General features: G+C 46.6%; 13 protein-coding genes. All 13 read right to left on the bottom strand.

Going from position 1 to position 18,245, the window contains the following annotated elements; translation table 11 throughout:
* Window positions 1-725 precede the first annotated feature (725 nt).
* The 13 genes from LIZ87_RS01970 to LIZ87_RS02025 all read right to left on the bottom strand — a co-directional run bounded on the left by LIZ87_RS01970 (window position 726) and on the right by LIZ87_RS02025 (window position 18,235).
* Window positions 726-8,714, bottom strand: coding sequence for a hypothetical protein (locus LIZ87_RS01970; protein WP_227145054.1), 7,989 nt, complete (start codon window positions 8,712-8,714; stop codon window positions 726-728).
* A gap of 11 nt (window positions 8,715-8,725) precedes the next feature.
* A complete protein-coding gene (locus LIZ87_RS01975) occupies window positions 8,726-9,964 on the bottom strand; it encodes a hypothetical protein (protein WP_178313448.1) in 1,239 nt (412 codons plus the stop codon).
* 2 nt (window positions 9,965-9,966) lie between these two features.
* On the bottom strand, window positions 9,967-10,128 hold the full coding sequence (locus tag LIZ87_RS01980; protein ID WP_178313450.1) for a hypothetical protein: 162 nt from the start codon (window positions 10,126-10,128) through the stop codon (window positions 9,967-9,969).
* Entirely contained in the window at window positions 10,112-11,068 is a 957-nt protein-coding gene (locus LIZ87_RS01985; protein ID WP_178313452.1) for a tail fiber domain-containing protein, read from the bottom strand. The genes LIZ87_RS01980 and LIZ87_RS01985 overlap by 17 nt, the downstream gene beginning before the upstream one ends.
* The gene (locus tag LIZ87_RS01990; protein WP_227145057.1) at window positions 11,055-12,029 is read right to left on the bottom strand and encodes a tail fiber domain-containing protein; all 975 of its coding nucleotides are present in this window, start codon (window positions 12,027-12,029) and stop codon (window positions 11,055-11,057) included. Before LIZ87_RS01990 ends, LIZ87_RS01985 begins: the two co-directional genes overlap by 14 nt.
* Window positions 12,016-13,590, bottom strand: coding sequence for a hypothetical protein (locus tag LIZ87_RS01995; RefSeq protein ID WP_227145059.1), 1,575 nt, complete (start codon window positions 13,588-13,590; stop codon window positions 12,016-12,018). Before LIZ87_RS01995 ends, LIZ87_RS01990 begins: the two co-directional genes overlap by 14 nt.
* 10 nt (window positions 13,591-13,600) lie before the next feature.
* Window positions 13,601-13,972, bottom strand: a complete 372-nt coding sequence (locus LIZ87_RS02000) for a hypothetical protein (protein ID WP_178315031.1) — start codon at window positions 13,970-13,972, stop codon at window positions 13,601-13,603.
* 61 nt (window positions 13,973-14,033) lie between these two features.
* On the bottom strand, window positions 14,034-14,498 hold the full coding sequence (locus tag LIZ87_RS02005; protein WP_178315029.1) for a Gp49 family protein: 465 nt from the start codon (window positions 14,496-14,498) through the stop codon (window positions 14,034-14,036).
* A gap of 38 nt (window positions 14,499-14,536) precedes the next feature.
* Window positions 14,537-15,088, bottom strand: a complete 552-nt coding sequence (locus tag LIZ87_RS02010) for a phage holin family protein (protein WP_227145061.1) — start codon at window positions 15,086-15,088, stop codon at window positions 14,537-14,539.
* A 13-nt stretch (window positions 15,089-15,101) separates the two neighbouring features.
* The gene (locus LIZ87_RS22330) at window positions 15,102-15,209 is read right to left on the bottom strand and encodes a CD1375 family protein (protein ID WP_264467852.1); all 108 of its coding nucleotides are present in this window, start codon (window positions 15,207-15,209) and stop codon (window positions 15,102-15,104) included.
* Window positions 15,209-15,610: a hypothetical protein gene (locus tag LIZ87_RS02015; protein ID WP_227145063.1), complete on the bottom strand. Its 402-nt coding sequence runs from the start codon at window positions 15,608-15,610 to the stop codon at window positions 15,209-15,211. The genes LIZ87_RS22330 and LIZ87_RS02015 overlap by 1 nt, the downstream gene beginning before the upstream one ends.
* A gap of 14 nt (window positions 15,611-15,624) precedes the next feature.
* Window positions 15,625-16,371, bottom strand: a complete 747-nt coding sequence (locus LIZ87_RS02020; protein WP_227145065.1) for a M15 family metallopeptidase — start codon at window positions 16,369-16,371, stop codon at window positions 15,625-15,627.
* 391 nt (window positions 16,372-16,762) lie between these two features.
* Window positions 16,763-18,235 (bottom strand): hypothetical protein, encoded by a 1,473-nt coding sequence (locus LIZ87_RS02025; protein WP_227145067.1) that lies wholly within the window; start codon window positions 18,233-18,235, stop codon window positions 16,763-16,765.
* Window positions 18,236-18,245: the final 10 nt, after the last annotated feature.

An 18,245-nucleotide genomic window follows, 5' to 3' on the forward strand; every position in this document is an offset into this window, starting at 1 on the left:
GCCGGGCTTTGAACAGTAATTCTTTTTCAACTATAGCAAATTCTATGTGCTTTGTCCAGCATTCATATTTTGTTCACAAAATTACGAAACCTCGCAAACATGGGGATCTTTTCTCATATTGTAACCTATTATGATACTCCATTAAATTATTTATACAATTTAATGGGGTGCTTAATTATTGCATAAAATAACAATTCTTTTGTGCCTCGAAGGATACTTACTTCTGCCGATAATCTCGATGACGTCAAAGAACCAGGAACATACTGGTATGACACGGGAAACGTGCCATCCAATGCGCCTTTTTCCAATGCGGCGATAGTTGAGGTTTTTGGATCAAACTCCGGCACCTGGGGAAAAATTCAGCGAGCCACCCGGTTTGGCGCTGCAGGAAAATCCGCAATGCGGACTCTAGTTAATTCGTCATGGTTGGAATGGTGTGAATATATTACAACCGCTCAATCGGACGGGCATATTTGACTTGGACCTACTGGTGCTACGGCCCTTGAAAGTGCAAATGGTAGCACACACTATAGGCTTCAGCTAAATATTAATGGAAATGTCGTATTATATAAAAGCACTGATAATGGAAAAACCTGGCCGGATTCAAAAACAATTGCCACTTTTTCATAACATAGTTCAGGCATTCAATTTTATATAGCCAATTGTTATTTAATCATAGAACATAATAAGGCTCCCAAAATTCTCTGAAAGCCTTATCTAAACCTCTATTTCTTTTCCTTTGCCTCCTTCCTCCAGCTTATCCAGTCATCCCCACCATACAGATACTTTCCATTTACCTTTAACTGCTTCAGTTTATTTTGGATAGCCTCATAGGTTTCCTGGTCTTTGTTCCTATATGCTTCAATCCACTTCTCTTTATATTCTTTTGTGATTGCGCTTTTAATGCTTCCGGGAATTTTGGATTCTTTCATGCCATTCTCCTTCTTTGTCTGATAGAGGCGGCTTACAATGGCATTATACTCCTCGTAGCTTTTTTTATCGCTGGAATCCGTTTTCTTTACTGCTTCCACCAGATCAGAGGAGCTGTACGGCGTTTTCAGCTCAATCTCCGGGGCCTCTGCCTCTCCCTCGGCTGCCATAACACCCTCGTACAGATCATCCGGGTTTGTCTGTTCCTCTGCCTCCCAGTCGATATCCTCATCTCCGGCAAGCTGTTTTATACGCATATCCACAGCAGAGCTGACAAGCTCCCCGGAATACCCTTCTGCGATAAGCTGCTGAACCAGCGCTTTATACTCCCCATCGTCAGCTGCCTCCACCGCCTGGGCCGCTGCGTCAATCCTGGGATCCACTGAATCCTTTGTGATCAGTTCCGCCTTAACCATATTCTTAATTTTCTTGGAAATCGTGTCATTGTTAACCTTAGCCTTGTTTAAATCTGCCTTGATCCGGCCCTCCAGTTCCTGGTTGCCTGACCTTCGGGCCTCGATCATCATTCCGGCATACAGGTTCAGATTGTCTGTATTCCCCATATTATATTTCTGCTTCAGCCAGCCATAATCTGCTTCAGCGCTCCCTTTGTAGTTGATCACTGTATCAAGCAGCGCCTCTGCATCCCGTTCAATGTTCTTCACTGGCATACCGGTTATATTGGAAGCTTGCCTTGCAGCATATAAGATAACATACTGTGGTGTATACTTACTTTCTCCTCTCTTTGCCTTTGCAATCTCTCTGATAGCATAACCTATATCCTGGAATCCGGCCATATCAGATCGCACTGGTGTATCTCCCATGAGAGTAGCATAGATATCCTTTGCCCATGGAACATTGCCAATAAAGGTAATGGATTCGCTCACATTGCCCCAGAAGTTCTCCCAATACTTCTCTCCAAACGTTTTATCTCTGTCATTATCGCGCATCGCATCCATAACAGAAGCTGCCAGCGCTGTAGCCGCCGCCGTCAACACATATACCGATCCAGCTCTTACCGCCCTCTTTTTTGCCCCAAGCACTCCCAGCCTTACCTCTGCTCCAGCCCGGTACAGCATATCATAGCTTTTCAACGGTTCCGCCATAAAGCTTGTTGCAAGCTTTGTAAGGCCGTTTTGGCTTCTCATGATCTGGGTTCTGTGAAGAGTTGAATCTACAACCTGGGTTTTGTCTACAATCTCACTAAATCGGCGGCCAACTTCTTTATAAAACTCTTCGCTTTCTCTTTCCAGATCCGGGTGCTTGTCCATACACTCATATTCGCAAGCTCTCCACAGACGGTTCCAGGCCGCTTTATCTCCCATCTCTGCGCCGATCATAGTTGCATTTGTGATACGGTTTTTTAGACTGTCTGTGCCGAACATAATGTCTTTCATCTGCCGGCTGGTATCCATACGGTAAAATCCCCAGTCCTTCCACTGGGCAATGGGTGCATATTTGCAGATTAAATCCCACTGGCCTTTTTGTGTCCTGGTCATAGCGCCGCGGACCAGATACTTCCCATCAATTTCCATGGCAGCGCGCAGGTATGCGGTCGGCTGTTGGATTGCAACACGCAGGTTCCCGCCTACAGCAGACGCCTTCCAATTCGATAGCAGCCTATCTCCCAGGCTCTTTTCTTCATGCACACTGCCATTGATATCCTTTACCAGCTTATCAATATACTCATTTCCTTTCTTTCCAAAGGCGCGCTCAATTTCCTGCTTTATGCTCCATACATCCGCTCCCTCTCCCTTATTAATGTAGTTCTGAACCTTATTGAGGTCAGAAAGGGGCATAAGGTATGCATTGTATGTACTCATCTGGTCTGACTGTCGGCTGAATACATCCATGATATCCTCAATGATAATAGGATTATGGGCATTTTGAACGGTACTCTTTGTAATTCCTAGATTCTGGATCGTCTTGCTCTGGTTTTTCAAGTCACCCTGTACCGTTGTGATATAGTTCTTGTTGGTAACAATGGGAAAATAATTCGATGCCGTAAACTTCTTATACCCATACATCTGCACCGTCACATCATTGCCCCATGCAGCACAGTTGATCCCCATAAACCGCTGAAGGCCATCGGCAAATGCCTTCTGCTCTGGCGTCAACACATCTATGATGTTCTGTACCTCTGCCTCTGACACCCGGATTGGGGCATATTCCTTAATAACCTGCGACAATGCAAGCTTTCCGCCTTCAATCCGCGTCCGGCTGACACGCGGAGCCTGGCTGATCCCGCCCTGCCTGTCGTAGATATGTCCCCTGGCCTGGCCGCGCTTATTTAGCTCATACAGAGACATAATCTGGGCGATTGTCAGCTTGATCTTCCGGTCTCCTGACAGTTCAAACTCTTTCTCTTCCGCACCTTTTCCCGTCCACTTTCTAAGCTCTTTATCTGTAATCTTGGTCTCTTCTTTCAGAGCGTTCACATAATCCTGCGCGTCTTTCAGCATCCTGGTCTTTTTGTCCAGGCCCGTGCGCAGAGAATCGTACAAGGATTTCATATTATCACCCATCAAGCCAAACATAGTCTGCGGATCCAGCATGTCATAATTAAAAAGCTGATCTGCCGGCCCCAGAAGATCCCCCGCATATTCTGTCCTATTCTTACGGTTAAGCAGATCGCTTACAATACCATGGGCCATTTTCTCTAAGCTTTCTGAACGTTCATTGCTTTTTAGAGTATTCATCTCCTCAATGGTCTTTTTCATGGAAGTTACAATATTGCGCAGATCCTCCATCTCATGCGCGCTTAAATCTTCCAACCGTTTGATATCATCTGCTTTACTGCGCAAGTCCTTGATCCGGGCCAGCATATCAGGATCACCATCACAGTACACCATCTCTCCAGTGTCCTTATCCTGCCACGCCCCGCTCTCTGCTATGGACTGATAAAATGTTTCCAGCTCATTCCAGGCTTTTGTGCGGGCTGTTGGCTGATTATACTGGTTCAAATAGTCACTGCTGTAATCAATACTGTGCAGAAATTCCAGAACCGTATTCTTCACACCATCCGGCACATGATGGGTTTTGTCAGGCTTAATCAGCCATCTCTGCATAGCCTGTACATCCTTTGTAATCTGCTGCTTATCGCGGCTCCGCTGCTGCCGTTCCGCAGCCCGTCTGGCGCTCTCAACATACTTCTTAGGATTCATTACATTTCTGATTTGTGCCTGCTCCTGGTTCAAAGCCAGGATCTCCTGCTTCAGGCGTTTCATTTCCTTCTGATCCGCCCCGATTCCCCTGGCTGCCTCCTGCTCATATTTGATTTTCAGCGCATCCCGCCTGGTTATAATGTCCTGTTTGACATCATTTACACGTTCTCTGTATTTCTGCTTCAGAGATGTTTTATATTCTCCCATTTTCTTTGCATATTCATCGCGCAGTTGCTCGGCCTTTTGTTCAGCCTTGCTCTCTAAGGCAGACTTACTTTTTACATAATCATCTTTCAACCGCTGTATTTCCGCTTGTTTTTTGTCAGCGAAAGTTGGCGGTTCATTCCGTATAGCAAAGTAGGATTCTAGAATCTCCTGGCCGACAATGAAAGACATTTCATCGATATCCGCTCCATAGATATTTGTTACCTGCTCCTGCATCTGGTCAAGCGCATAGCCTACCGCTATTAGCTGATCCGCCGGATGCGTAATACTTGACGGGAACAGCTCTGGGTGCTGCGAAGACAGTTCCTGATACAGGCTGTCAATAGAACTTCCCTCATTCCCCAACCGTATTCTCCCAAAATACTTTTTTCGGAAGGCATTATAGCCGCCTAGGGATCCCAGATCCGCCTTGTCCTGCTCTGATATCTTGATCTTAGTCTCCCTGATCTGCTTTCGGATATCCTTATATTGTTCTGCCAGCTCTATATCCCTGGCCAGGGGCTTTTTCAGAATGCCCTTTGCTATGCTTGAAGCCGCTTCTAAAAGCTCCTGTCCATCCACCTGATCTGTACTCCGGATATACTCATAGAGCTTTGTCAGGTTCTGGGCCAGGGTCTTATCAGAGTAAGCGCTCCCGTATTTTTCAAGCAGTCCTTTGGCAACCTTTTTGATATCCTGCTGCCGCATCTCCGCTTTTGATGTGACCTCAAACTGTTTTTTCGTAAGCTCAAGCCGGTTCTGCAGAAGTTCGTTGGCTTTTTTAAGGGCCTTATTTTCATCTTCCAGGAATGCCCTGCTTACCCTGTTTGAGAGTTCTTCCACATCCTCCAGCTGGAACTTCACACCATCATTTTTTATGTTCTCTTCCTTGACACCCAACAATTTCTCAAATATACTATAGACAGATGGGAGATCGCGAGTGTCGCTCCGTGAACTGCTCTGCAGGAAGGACGGGGTCTTGATCGGCGCAGTGTCTCCCACTTTTATTGTATGTACTTCATGCAGATACATCCGGTTATCCTGCGCAATCTTAACAACAGCCAGTTCATAGTATTCACCAGCATACTTCCCTTGATCAATCTTTATTTTAGCCCCTATAACCGCAGAGTCGTACTTTCTTCCTTTCCAGTTTTCATTATAATTCAAAACCCGTCCCTTCTGCAGTACATCCGGCACTGCCGCAAAAGAGATTGCTTTCAGGCGCCCTATTCCATGCCCTATATCAGACTTTACACTTTCCCTGTCCAGATATATATCTCCAACTACATCATTATGAACCTTTCCACCCACAGATTCATAAAACTCCGTCACCTGGGAAACCAAATCCTTGTCACCTTTTGGAAATTCTGAACCCGTAAGCTCTGCTGCCGGATCCATCTTCTGAACCATTTTATAATTCTGTTCAATATGGTTTTCTGTCACCTGGCCAGGATTCTCCAGAATATTCTTTTCCTTCCCCTGCCATTCTACCTCCATGCCTGACTTATACCGCGCCCCGGCGTCTTCCGCTGCCAGAATCCAGACATCCCTGGCATCCTCAAAATATTGCAGATCCTCCTCCAGGCCTTTCGCCGCCGAACGGGTACTGCCAACCTTTATCATCTCCTTTATTGCATCTACAATATCCGTCAGGAAATCAATGATTTTCTCTGCCAGGCCTTTATCCTTTTCCATAACCCTTCCAATAAATTCCGGGTCATTCAGGAACTTCTGCGTGGCATCCGCTGTGATCTCCTCCATGATCTCCTCTCTCGTCAGCTCCTGGCCTTCCTGGGAGTATCTTGCCTCATATGACTCAACCAGACTGTCATACGATACATTCTGTGCTTTCATCTCCGCCTCTATGGCAATATCGCTGAACATTTTATAACCCTTCGGTGAATATTCCTTTATGAAATGGGTGATTTCATGTGTCACTGCCCCATTAAAGTCACTGGCATTTACTGACAAGGTAATCTGGCCATTTTTATAGGAAGCTTCTGCTCCTTCTACATCCAGGCTTTCCACAAGATTGATGGTAAGACCTGTTTTCTTTCCAATATATTCCCCTATCCTCCGTTGGGCGTTAGTCGCATTCTCTGATATTGTACCCAATCCGCCTGTTTTTGGCGCTCCCTGGATCATATTGGTGGGCTGCCCGGTTTTCAGGTCAACTTTGTAGGCATCATTAAAATCTTGTGCTCCTGCCTTGTAGGCGGCCTTAAACTGCTCCTCTGTCAGCACCGACATAATAGCCGCATGCTCTGCTATCCCCATATCTATCTGATGATAACCAGCATCATAGGCCCGCCCAAATGCACGGTTGTACACAGGAATTTCTACAGATCCGTCATAGGATTCTGTCAGCACCTCGCCGCCGCGCTTCCCATAAGCCGGGACATATGCAGCAGCATTCTCCCCTTCCTCTGCCGTCAGGGCCTCCTGCCCCTTGCTCACGGCCTCTGCCTCCTGCGCCTTCCGGCTTTCCAGTATCGGAACCCGGATTTCATTTTCCCGGTTCTGGCTTTCCTGTTCTCCGTTCGCAATCATATCATATGCCCGGTCATAGGCAGCCTGTTTCTTCTCTGGCACAGTTGTTTCTTCTGCTGTTTCAGGCTCATTATCGGCCCCTGCTTCCTGCTTTTCTTCCTCCCCTGTAAACTTCTCTGCCTGTCTCAATTCAGAGGCTTCCTGAGCCGTATGCGTTGGCAGCTCCTCTCCCTTTTTCGCCTGCTCTGCCATATCCTTAAGCCACTGCTCCATCCTGATGTCATAATCAGCCTTATCACGGTTGCTTATAAACTCTCCCCGTTTCTGACGCCCAGCATAGTCCTCTGCAAGCCGCTGGAGATTAACTGCCTCATCATAATACTCCTCTGCTGAATAATGCTCCCTATTAGTATCAATTCCCTGGGCATAATCACGATAATCTTCATTAAGAGTTTTTCCATACTGGTTTAATGCAATATTACCAACTGCCTGACTCCCAGCCCCCATGAGTCCACCCGATAACGCACCTCCCGCACCAGCCAGGCCAACATTCTGCAAGAATTCCAAAAAGGCGGCCTTCTTTGCCTCTGTCTGATTCATTCCCTGATCCAGACAGTTCTTGTATGTCGTGCTGTACCGAGACAATTCCTGCATAATAAGTTTATCAGAAATCTCGTTCGCAACCTCTGTAAATACTTCCTCGGATCCTTCTGTAAGCGCCTGTTTCCCCATATTTTTAAGAAACATTCTTACACCCTTGCCCGGCGCTGTCTTTAGCCCTTCCAAACCTTCCAGTGAGAATTTCTCAAAAAATGCCTCCGCTGCTGCATTTGCAGCTCCAAGCATAACTGCCTGCTGGGTGTTACCTCCCCGCTGGAGTGCATCCCTAGTTCCCGACAGGCCAGCCCCGCCAGCAGCAATTGCCAGTCCGCCTACTCCAAACGGAAGACGCCCTATATTTTCTCCCATGGACAGACCTGTGCCTACCAGGAAATCCCGGACATTATCATTGGGAATAATACTCTTTAATGCCTCATTGTCTGTTATTCCTGTGCGTATTCCCTCCGTCATGACGGATCCACCAAAACGGGGATCATTTGGATCCATCTCCTCATAATCCCCTGTAATTCCCTTAATTGCCTGCTCATACAGTAATGCAGGATAGGCTCCACTTCCTGCGACAGCAATACCTGCATCCAATACAGTCCCCACTACCGGATGCTCCTTTGCAAAGGCCGCAGTATTGGTACTTGCTGTATCCGTTGCCCTGCGGTTTAATTCCCTCCCCAAGGAATCCACAAAATCTGACGCCGCCTTTGCCCCATATCTTCCATTCAGATAATAATAGAGTTCCTTTTCACGGTCAGTCATATATGTAAAATTCTTCTGCGCTGCCCGTAACACCTCACGTTTATCTTTATTTAAATAATCAATCAGGCCATAGTTGGCATTAAACACATTATCGCTTTGCTTTCCCTTCTGGATAATCTGGTCATACGCCTCCGTACCGCTTTCTCTATCAGCCCGCTGAATATCCGTCCAAAGTTTCTCCTGTCTCTGCTGCCTGGCTGTTTCCTGCTCCTGGCGTTTGGCCAGTTTCCATTTCTCTGTCCAAGGAAGGTAGGAAGAGGATTTGCCAACGAGCTCCGTTGTAGCCGCATTTTTGTTTGCCGCCAAATCCTCCCTTTCCGTCCGCCTAAAGTCTGTCAATTGCCGGCCCTGCTGGATCTGCTGCTCCCTTTGTTTTTCCTGCTGGGCCTGTCTGCGCATCTTTTCTGCATACGCACGCGCATATTGCGATTCACGAGCTATTTTTTCATCATATGCCGCTACCAGAGGGTTTTTATTTGCCGTTGTACCGCCAGCATTCTCTATACTGGTTTGCCTCTTCTTTTTTTCATAAGCATCTACTAATATATTCGCCATAGCCTCTCCTTTTAGTATACTGACTTACTTTTTCTTCCAATTTCCACATTGCCGCCAGCCGCTTTTAAGACTTTCTCTCTTTCTTCTCTTTCAGAAACTCCGGCATCACGAAGTGCAGAAAGAACGGCGCCCGAATCATACAGATATTCATTATTGTCATCCGTCATAGCCAGCATTTCTTTTGCCATTGCTACAAGGTCAGCATACTTATATCCCCCATACTTATCCGAAGACGTCCCGCTCTTCCCGCTTCCGCTCCCGCCGCCGCTACGCGCCATGGAGGATGCCATTTTCTGCTGCTGTAGCGCATACTGCAATGCGTCCTGCTCCTTCTGATAATCAAACTGTGCCTGCCACTGCTGCTGTGCCAAGGCGTCCTGGGTCTTCTGGTATGCGTATTCCTCTGCCCATTGCTGCTGTGCCAGATCGCTCTGGTATTCCCCGAAATCCTGATTATAGGAACTGTCATATCTGCCGGAATAATAATCCAGATCCCGGTAATAATCCCCCACAGTATCCCTATAGCGTCCATAATCGATGCTGTCCTGTTCATTCACCATTCCAAGACGGTTATACAGCTCCTGTCCCTCCTGGAGATACTGGGCATATACCCTGTCATAGATATCCAGCGTCTTATCCCCGAGCTGGCTCAGATAATTGTCATACGCCTGCTGTCCTGCCGCCTGGGCATAGGTAGAGCCGTATCCGCCCGTCAGCTGTGCCGCCTGTCCCATCGTATCCCGCATGGCCTTCTGCCCCTGCTGGACATAGCTGTCCCGGTAATTTTTATACAGATCGCTGTCATACACGTCATCCGTATTAAATTCCTTTCGGTTCAGGATGTCGCTTATCAGCCCGTCTATGATCCCATCATATTTGCTGCTATATTCTGCCGGCTTACTGTCCTCCAGGTCTTCCAGCTTGCTTCCATAAGCCTGCGTCTTACTGGATGGTGAAAAGCGTGAATATTTATAGCCTGTAATATACTCTGACGCCGGGCTGGCTGCCTTAGAGCCGGAAACAGGTGTTATGGTCACATTCTGGCCATTTGCCACATTTGCAGGAGACGCTGCCTGCTGGCCTGCGGAAGACGCTCCTTGTGCCTGGAGCTGCTTTAACAGCTGCGTATTCTGGCTGTCCGTCCCGCTGTAATTCCCTATACCGTACTGGCTTGCCAGATTCTTCCTGGCAGAATAGGAGCTGTCCTGCCCCTGGCTCTTTAAATAATCAACAATGCTTCCTACTGCCATTTTTATTCCCCTTTCTTTTCTGCCTTATCCTCCAGCTGTTTCCCGCTGTTCAGGATATTATTGATGGACACAAGCATAGTTGCCTGCTGTATCCCCTCTACTTTCAGCTGGTTCATCATCATAAGCGCCATATTAATATCCTTTTCTTCAAATACAATCTTCATTTTCAGCCTCCTCTATCTCCTGTATTTTCCGTTCCAATCCATCTAACAGCTTCTGCTGCTCCCTGATCGCCCCCGCATACAATACGCTGTTCGTGCTGTATGGCACCGACATGTACTCCCCCTCATGATTCACAAGAGGGAGTTCCGTGCCAGCCTGCTCCTGCAGTTCATCAATATCCTGGGCAATAAAGCCCATAGACCTATTCCCAGAATCCTTAAATGCAAACGTCACAGGTTTCAGTCCCAGTACAATGGCAAGGGCCGTTTCATCTGGTATCTCTTCCACATGGTCCTTAAGCCTCCTGTCTGACCTTTCAAACAGCGTTTCGCAGGAAACATCGTATGACGCATACAGATAACGGCAGTTCAACTGTCCCTCGACATCCGCATCCCCGGCGATTCTCATATAATTAGAATACAGGAGTCCATTCACTGTCACCTGGCCGGAATATGTAATTGCTTTTGTTATCACTTCCCCTGAAGCAGATACAATAAACTGGTCATTGATATTAATGGAGCCGCCGCTTATTGTTCCGGAAAATACTGCCGTCCCATCCTTGTATAGCTTAAAATTATCCGTATCAATAACCAGATACCCTGTCTTAAAGGTAATGGCCTCTGCTGTGGCCGATATTTCAGAGCACAATTCCGCTGCGCTGACCTTTAAGGCGATCTCTCCATTCATTACCTTTATGCTGCTCTCTAAATTCTCCTGTACATTCTCAAACCGGGATATCATCCCCTGCATCGTCAGCTCCAGCTGTGCAATGGATGTGTCTGTCTCCTGGTATTGCAGCAGGGCATCCAGAGAAAAATTGTCTTCCGGGGTAATATTGGCAAGGCTATAACGCAGCTGGTCATTCAGCATCTGAATATAGCTGTATACCTTCTTTATATCCTGCCTGCTGCCTCCTATGGCTGGCATGTTAAAGCTTGACATTCCCCTTCCCTCCCATCCTTTTCAATGCAGCTGAAATCCGTTCAATGCGCATCTGGTTGTGCTGTATTGCCGCTGCGTACAGCGCTCCATAACTGTCATAGGATAATTCCAGATACCTTCCCCGGCGCCTGACCAAGGGAAGATTATCCAGCCGTTCCTGCCCCTTATATACCTCCTGAGCAATATACCCAACCGCGCTCCTGCCGCTTCCCTTAAAAGAAAAGCTCACTGGCCGGAATGCTGCTAACGCCTCTGCCGCCTTTTCCGGCTCTATCCTTTCAATATCCTGTTTAAGCCTCCTGTCCGAGGTCTGGTACACCTTCCTGCAGTTCAATGTATCTGACACATATGCCTCACTGCAGGTCATGTTCCCGGTAACATTATTCACATAATCACTGTCGTTATATATTTCCAGCTCATTTGCGTATACCCCATTATTTGGATTCAGCGTTGCTGTCCGAAGCGTCCCGTCTATATAACAAGCGCCAGCCGGAGTAACCACAAATTTATTCTGGATGTTAATGGCTCCTCCATTTATGGTCCCAGAAAAATCTGCATTCCCATTCTTATCAAGGGCCATATTATTCGCCTGTATGATAATTTGCCCTGTCTTCAATGAAATAAATTCTCCATACAGCTCCATCCTGGTCAGCATTGTATCAACAACGCCGCCCTTCTCTACCAGAAGGCTTATCTTTTCCTGCGACTGGCTCAAGGCAGTCCGCATATTCTCCGTCTCACTCTCAAAGGAGATCCTAAATTCGTCCGTATTAAACGTTATCTCCCGCGTTATTCCCTGCCGCTCTGCCAGGACATCCAGTGTGCCTTTCCCTATATTGTCCTCCAGGCTTAGATTTTCTATCGTATATTTCAGCTCTTCGCAGAACCGATACAGCTTCGACATGACCGTCTTGATATCCGTCTCTTCCTTATCCAATACCAGCGGCTTAAATACTGCCATTCATATCACTTCCATAACCAATATATTTGCTCATTGCGATCAGGGCAGCCGGACCCTTCCCCTCCAGGCGGTAACGGTAACGCTGGCAGCGTTCCGGCACTACTGTAAGAGCCTGCGTCCTATATCCTCTTGCCTTAAACGTATTCACTTTTTGAAATTCCTTTTGCCCATCGCACTTTATAAATATGTCCACTTCACTTCCCGGTTCCAGCAGGAGGTTAAACAGTATCCTCTTTAAATGCTTATATTCAACAGATCCCTCCAGCATATCCCCGCTTTCCAGGATCCACTCAATAAGCTCCTCCCGGTTCCCTGCAATTGTGAACAGCTTCCCTTCCGTGTTAATGCAATACAGCTGCCCTTCCCCATATGCCAGGAAAGCCGCCTGCAGTTCATCCTCCTTGTGCCATACTCCCTTTTCCAGGTCATATACATACAGGCCCCATGTTCCTGTGCTGTCCTGCAGGGAAGCATAATACTTTCCGTTATACTGCCCGGCCAGGCCTGCTGTAAACCGGAGCCCTGTCAATGCATCAGAAACAGACTCCGGGTATGCCCCGTCATAACTGCATATACAGCTTCTTGACACATACAGCAGTGTCTCATTTACCACACAGGCAGTCCTTTCACAGCCCCTGGCGATCCCCCTGGAAGGCGAGAGAGTATTTATCTGGAAATTACTAGGTTTATCCCCATAGACCTTATGGATGGTGTCCTCCTTAAAGAAATGCACATACCCCATATGCGACAAACAACCTGTAAAATCGCCATCACTTCCCACTGTCACCGCATAGGAGTCCGTGCTGATCCCTTCAAAGGCATTCCAATTAGTGGCATCCCCCAGCTTACAGCAATATATTTCATGATTCGCGCTGGAACAGCCCCAGATGCGGTTGCTGTTTTCACACACATAATCCATATCCGGCACCTTCCGCTTCACTTCCAGCCCGGATCCCTGGGTAAAACTGCCCGACAGGTCCCCAATGACTACGATATAATCCGCAGCTATCTCCTGGATAACCGTTGTCTTGTTAAACTCTTCATTGGAGCAGCCGCTTATCTCAACGCCATCATACTGTGAAAAGCCTGCCCCTATCCCCGTACAGCTTATCTTGACCATGGTGCTTCCTGTAGTCAGCGGGGCAAACGTTGCGGAGCTATTCTGCTTCCAAGAAGCTTCCATCTGGGTAACTGTATTGTCCACCGTGTTATACATCACCTTGTCCGGGAAAATAATGACATAAGCCCCCATTCCCACCATCTTCTTATCCGTGTCTGACAAAGTGATTCCCTCTACCTCATTGCCCTTATAGTACAGCTTTGTGCCATCTGCATATAGCAAACCATTTTTATAAAAAAGCCCGTGAGGGGCCGCAAGCTCCTTTATTACCGCTCCCCTCTTTTCCCTTGTGCTGATTGCCGGGAAACGGTCAGATGACATATTTCTCATGTCCGAAAATTCGTTCTCCCCAATCACCAATCCCTTATTCAGCCCAGCAAAGGAACCGATCTGGCGCACATCCGCCTTCGGGGCCATGGACAACATTGGCAGCCTCGCCATATCAACCACCCTAAAACCTTGTAAAAAGGCTCCCTTTCTTTGGAATATGGTTTCTGCGGAACCATGCTGTATATGCTTCAAACGCAGAATTAAACATAATCACATCATTGTTGTAGCGTTCTGTCTCCTGGTTGCTGAAATCAATTTTTGACAAAAGATAATTGATATAGACATCCTGGAAACGGTCTGGGATAGTGAGCTCCCGCTCCGCATCCTCCTCATACATCAAAGGCTCAAACGTGATATCAAGCCCCTCTGCCCGGTTAATTACCTCCTCCACTACCTGCCCCTCAATCTCATTCAGCCATCCGACCATAATATCTGTATCATACTGCTGCCCGCGCAGCCGGATAATCCGCTCAACCATTTCACCCAATGTCATACCTCATACCTCCGATTTCAAGAAAAGCCCAGGGTATTCCCGGGCTAAACCTCATGATATCTTATACAATTCCATGCCAGGCCGTCTGCAGAAGGAATCCTAACAGCTCCCAGATCTTATCCTTTATCTTCCCCATACAGATTTCCTTCCCCATGTCAACAGAATAATTTTTCGGATCTACACAAGAACTAGATTCCACAATTACAAATCCATTGCGCAGCACACAGCGTACTACTGTAGTCCGGTCACCCATGGTCTGCGTATCAATGCAGGAGATAAAATCATCTACCATTTTAGGGCCGATGCTGACACCAGATGGGAGGGCCTTGTTATCATCCACGGACAGATAAGCAGCATCAAATATATGCTTCGGTGACCAACTGACATATCCATCTGGATACTTAACCAAATATCCTGTATCTTCTGGATTTTCATTATCTGGGATTTTCCATCCACGGTAATCATTATAAGCGCCTCTTGTCATAGGCTCTGCCTCAATCAGTTTGCATCCAATATATTTTTCCATTGTTCCCCTTTCTTCGGTTTTCCCGGTGCGACTACAGATTAATCGTTCCTGCCGCCCTGACCCTGCGGCCGGGAGATAGCCGGATCACCGCCTTCCTCCGCTGGCTTATCTCCATTTTCATAATCACCTTTGTCAATTTTGTCTTTCAGGACAGCAATATACTGGATCAGCCATTCGGGCACATCCGCTCCCATCCTCCCGGCATTTTCAATAATAGAAAGAAGTTCATTGAGCAAATACCAAACAGCTACCAGCAGTCCAAAAAATGCACTTGTAGGCACTGATACACCCAATTTGCCAGATACTGCAAATATGACGTAATCCAACACCATTGCTGCCGCGATCACACACATATACCCGACCTTTTTAATAATACCCTTAGCGCCTTTTTTGCTGCTCCATCCGTAATTTGAATCGCCCGGATGATCCAATGCCTCTGCCTTGCTGGCAAGCATCCCTGTAACATAATCAATCGCCATCATTCCCAGTAACACACACAGCACCGGGAACAGTATCCCCAGCCTGTCACTTAGCCAGGCAGTAACCGCTGCTACAGCTCCCTGCAGCAGATATGCATATTCTTTCTTCATTTTCTCATCACTCCTATGGGTTCTGTTCCATCCACAACGCAGTCTTTGTCCGCCAGAGTTTTGGCACATCCTCCAGCACCATAGAGCCCTCTTTAATCTGCATTCCATAGAATCTTGCCATTACTCCGCTTCTCCTTCCGTTTGTTCTGCCATCAGACTTGTTATTTCCCCCAGATCATTCAAAGCACCAGTATGTATCTCCAGCACTTCATCTACCGCCTCCATATGCTCTGTAAGCTTTTCCACCTCTGTTTTTTCACGGAGCCTGTAAGTTGTCCGCACAGAACCATCTGAGGCCATCACAGAGGTTTCTGACACCAGTACAAGATCCGCATAGTTTCCTGTCACCATACCAGAACTGTTCTTGACCTGCACCTCCTCAAGATTTTCCGGAGTGAATTTTTTCCATATTTCAACCATCCCATCCCGATCCTGTGCCGATACCTGGATAGCAGACAAGCTTGCAGCCTGCTCCATTTCTATACTTGTACCATCCTTTAAAATCAGTGCAGCTTTTTCCATCGTCCTTCCTCCTTTTACTCTACGTCATCCGGATCCTGTACTTCCCAGATCTCCCAGGCGCCTTTTCTGTCATCCCTCTCGTGCCAGCAGGCTCCCTCTAACGATCCATTCGGAGTATTGTCCAGGAAATACCAGTCTCCACTTCCGTCATCCGGATCACAGATTGTACCATTCCAACGATGCCAGCCTGTCATCATATAGCCATCACGGTTAAACAGATAATAATGCTTGTTGATCACATGCCATGCATTTACGGGATAACTGCCGTCTGCCCGGCAGTACCAATATCCGTAACCATCCTTTACCCAGCCATACGGCCCCGCTGTCCAAGTTTTCATAAATTCTTGCGGAGTACTATACAATTTCTTAATCCCCGCCGTTGTACTTCCCCAATCCGGCAGCTGGAAATGAGGTTTATCCACAATGCTTGTCCAGTTTCCGCCCCATTCCAATCCCAAAGAAACTCCAATGGCACCGACACGTTCAAAGAACTGCCCTGACTCATTGTAAGTGCCTTTCCCATCATTTCTGAAAAAGTCAAACGCTGTTCCCCATTGATGAAAAGAGCTGTAACTGCTTCCCCTTGCATTCGTCACAATTGCACCTGGAGCAGTCCTGCCCTGGGCATACAGTGCGTCCTGCTCTTCCACTGTCCGCAATGTTTCCCCTATTTTGATAACCAAGCCTTCTTTCTGGCACTCTTCTACTAACCGTGCGGCCAGAATCTGCAGGCGGGGATGACACAAACTTATATCTCTCATTTTTACGCCTCTTTTCTATGAATAGGTCTATATTTTTAATACGCTAAATAACAATTCAAAAGGCTGGATCTTTTTAAATGAGGTCACTGGCAAAGAAAAAGTGTACTTTCCAGATGATTTTAATGAAATCTTAGTTAGTGTAGTTTTAAGTGCCAATAGTACCATCCGCTATTCAATTCTTTTTCCGAAAGATGAACTTTCCGCTGACGAGGAGCGAAATTTTAGGTCTGGTTCGTATGCAAGCGCTCAATCATACGCCCAAGTTGTCGTAATGGCAACCAGTAGCTATATATATTTAAGCAATTATATAAATACTGGCTCCAATGCTACTACAGACTCAAAAATAAGAGTGTATTATCGATAGTAATGGCAAGTTCTTCATCTGAGTAGATTACTTAATGCCGAATAATACAGCGCTCCCTGCACCTGTGTTTGCCAATCTGACAGATGTATCGTTTATATATATAGAAAACGCTAATTTATTTGTGCCACCGTCGTCCCATCTGGCCTGGATGTTAGAGGTTTTAAATATAGATATCGGAACTTCTGTAGTTGCAAGAATCTGACCAATATTTGCCTCTTCTGTCCCTGAACAGCTGCATAATGCTACCCTCGTATAATTGGTAAGAGTGTCTTTGAGCGTATACGGATTACTGTTGCCCGTTGCTAATCCTATCAGTGTCCACTCTTCTGAAGAATTGTTATTTAATGCAACAACAGCCTCTGCAAGATTAGCGGCTGAATTCGGCAGTTGGGATGTATCACCGATCATATCCGCTAATGTCTTCCCAAAAGCCGCATCAAGAAAATATTTCCCCGCTTCCGTAGTCAGGCCATTATTAATTAATAATGCCCTCATCTCTCCCAGCGTCACCAACCCCATGAGGGCTGCCTTCACTTTTGACAGAAGTTCTGGAAGTTTTATTCCTGTCTTCAATCCTGTAATAGCTGTTCTTGCATCCGGGACCTCTGCGGCTTCCGCAGAATAGTCATCCCACGCTGGGGCCGCCACAGCATTCAATAAAGACTGAACATCACTCTTTGCACCAGCTTCTCCTAAAACTCCACTTATGTCAACAGCCGATACACTAACAGCCTTTCCATCAAAGCTTGATTTCTCCGCCTCCTCTTTTGCCTTTTCGTAATAGAATTTTGCGCAGTCTGTATCCTCTCCTTCGCGGACGCCTGTGCCACCCCTGGCATATGATTCAGCAAGCTTATTGGAATGATCCGCTGACTCAGCTGAAGAAGCTGCATTACTGGCATTCTTTTCAGCATTCGTTGCAGCTTTTTCTGCATCATCCAATGTTTTTCTAGCTAATGTAATGGCTGATTCTGCCAGTTCCTGCCAATAAGCCTCATTATTCAGCCTTTTTCTTTCGTTTTCTCTCCTCTCTTCTTCTGCTCTGTTACGCTCATCTTCGTTTTGATCCAGAGCATTGATTTTTTCATCAATCCTTTGTTCCAATTGCTCCATCTCTGTAAGATTTTTTTCGCTTGTCTCCCCTGAAGCAGTCTTCTCTACGTATAGAGCTCCTTTATTTGTTGCCCATTTGATAGTTCCATTTTCATCATATCCTCGAATGGATACCCATACTGTCCCTGCAATTGAAACACAGGATCTGGGGATTTCCCAGATCAAAAGTATGTATTCTTCCTGTACTTCTTTTTCAACCATACAGGTATCCATTACATCATTCCCATACTCTAAATCCAGTCTAAAACTCAGGTGGGAGATATCAATACCTCTTGCCATAACACGGTCAATGCGAATATACCTCACCTCGGAATTATTATCATATGTTGTTCCTATCTGCCGCTCTGATACCGGGATGATAAGATTCCTTCCTCTGACCATTATCATGTCTCTTTCC

The organism is Lacrimispora sp. 210928-DFI.3.58 (assembly GCF_020554865.1).
Classification (GTDB): domain Bacteria; phylum Bacillota; class Clostridia; order Lachnospirales; family Lachnospiraceae; genus Enterocloster.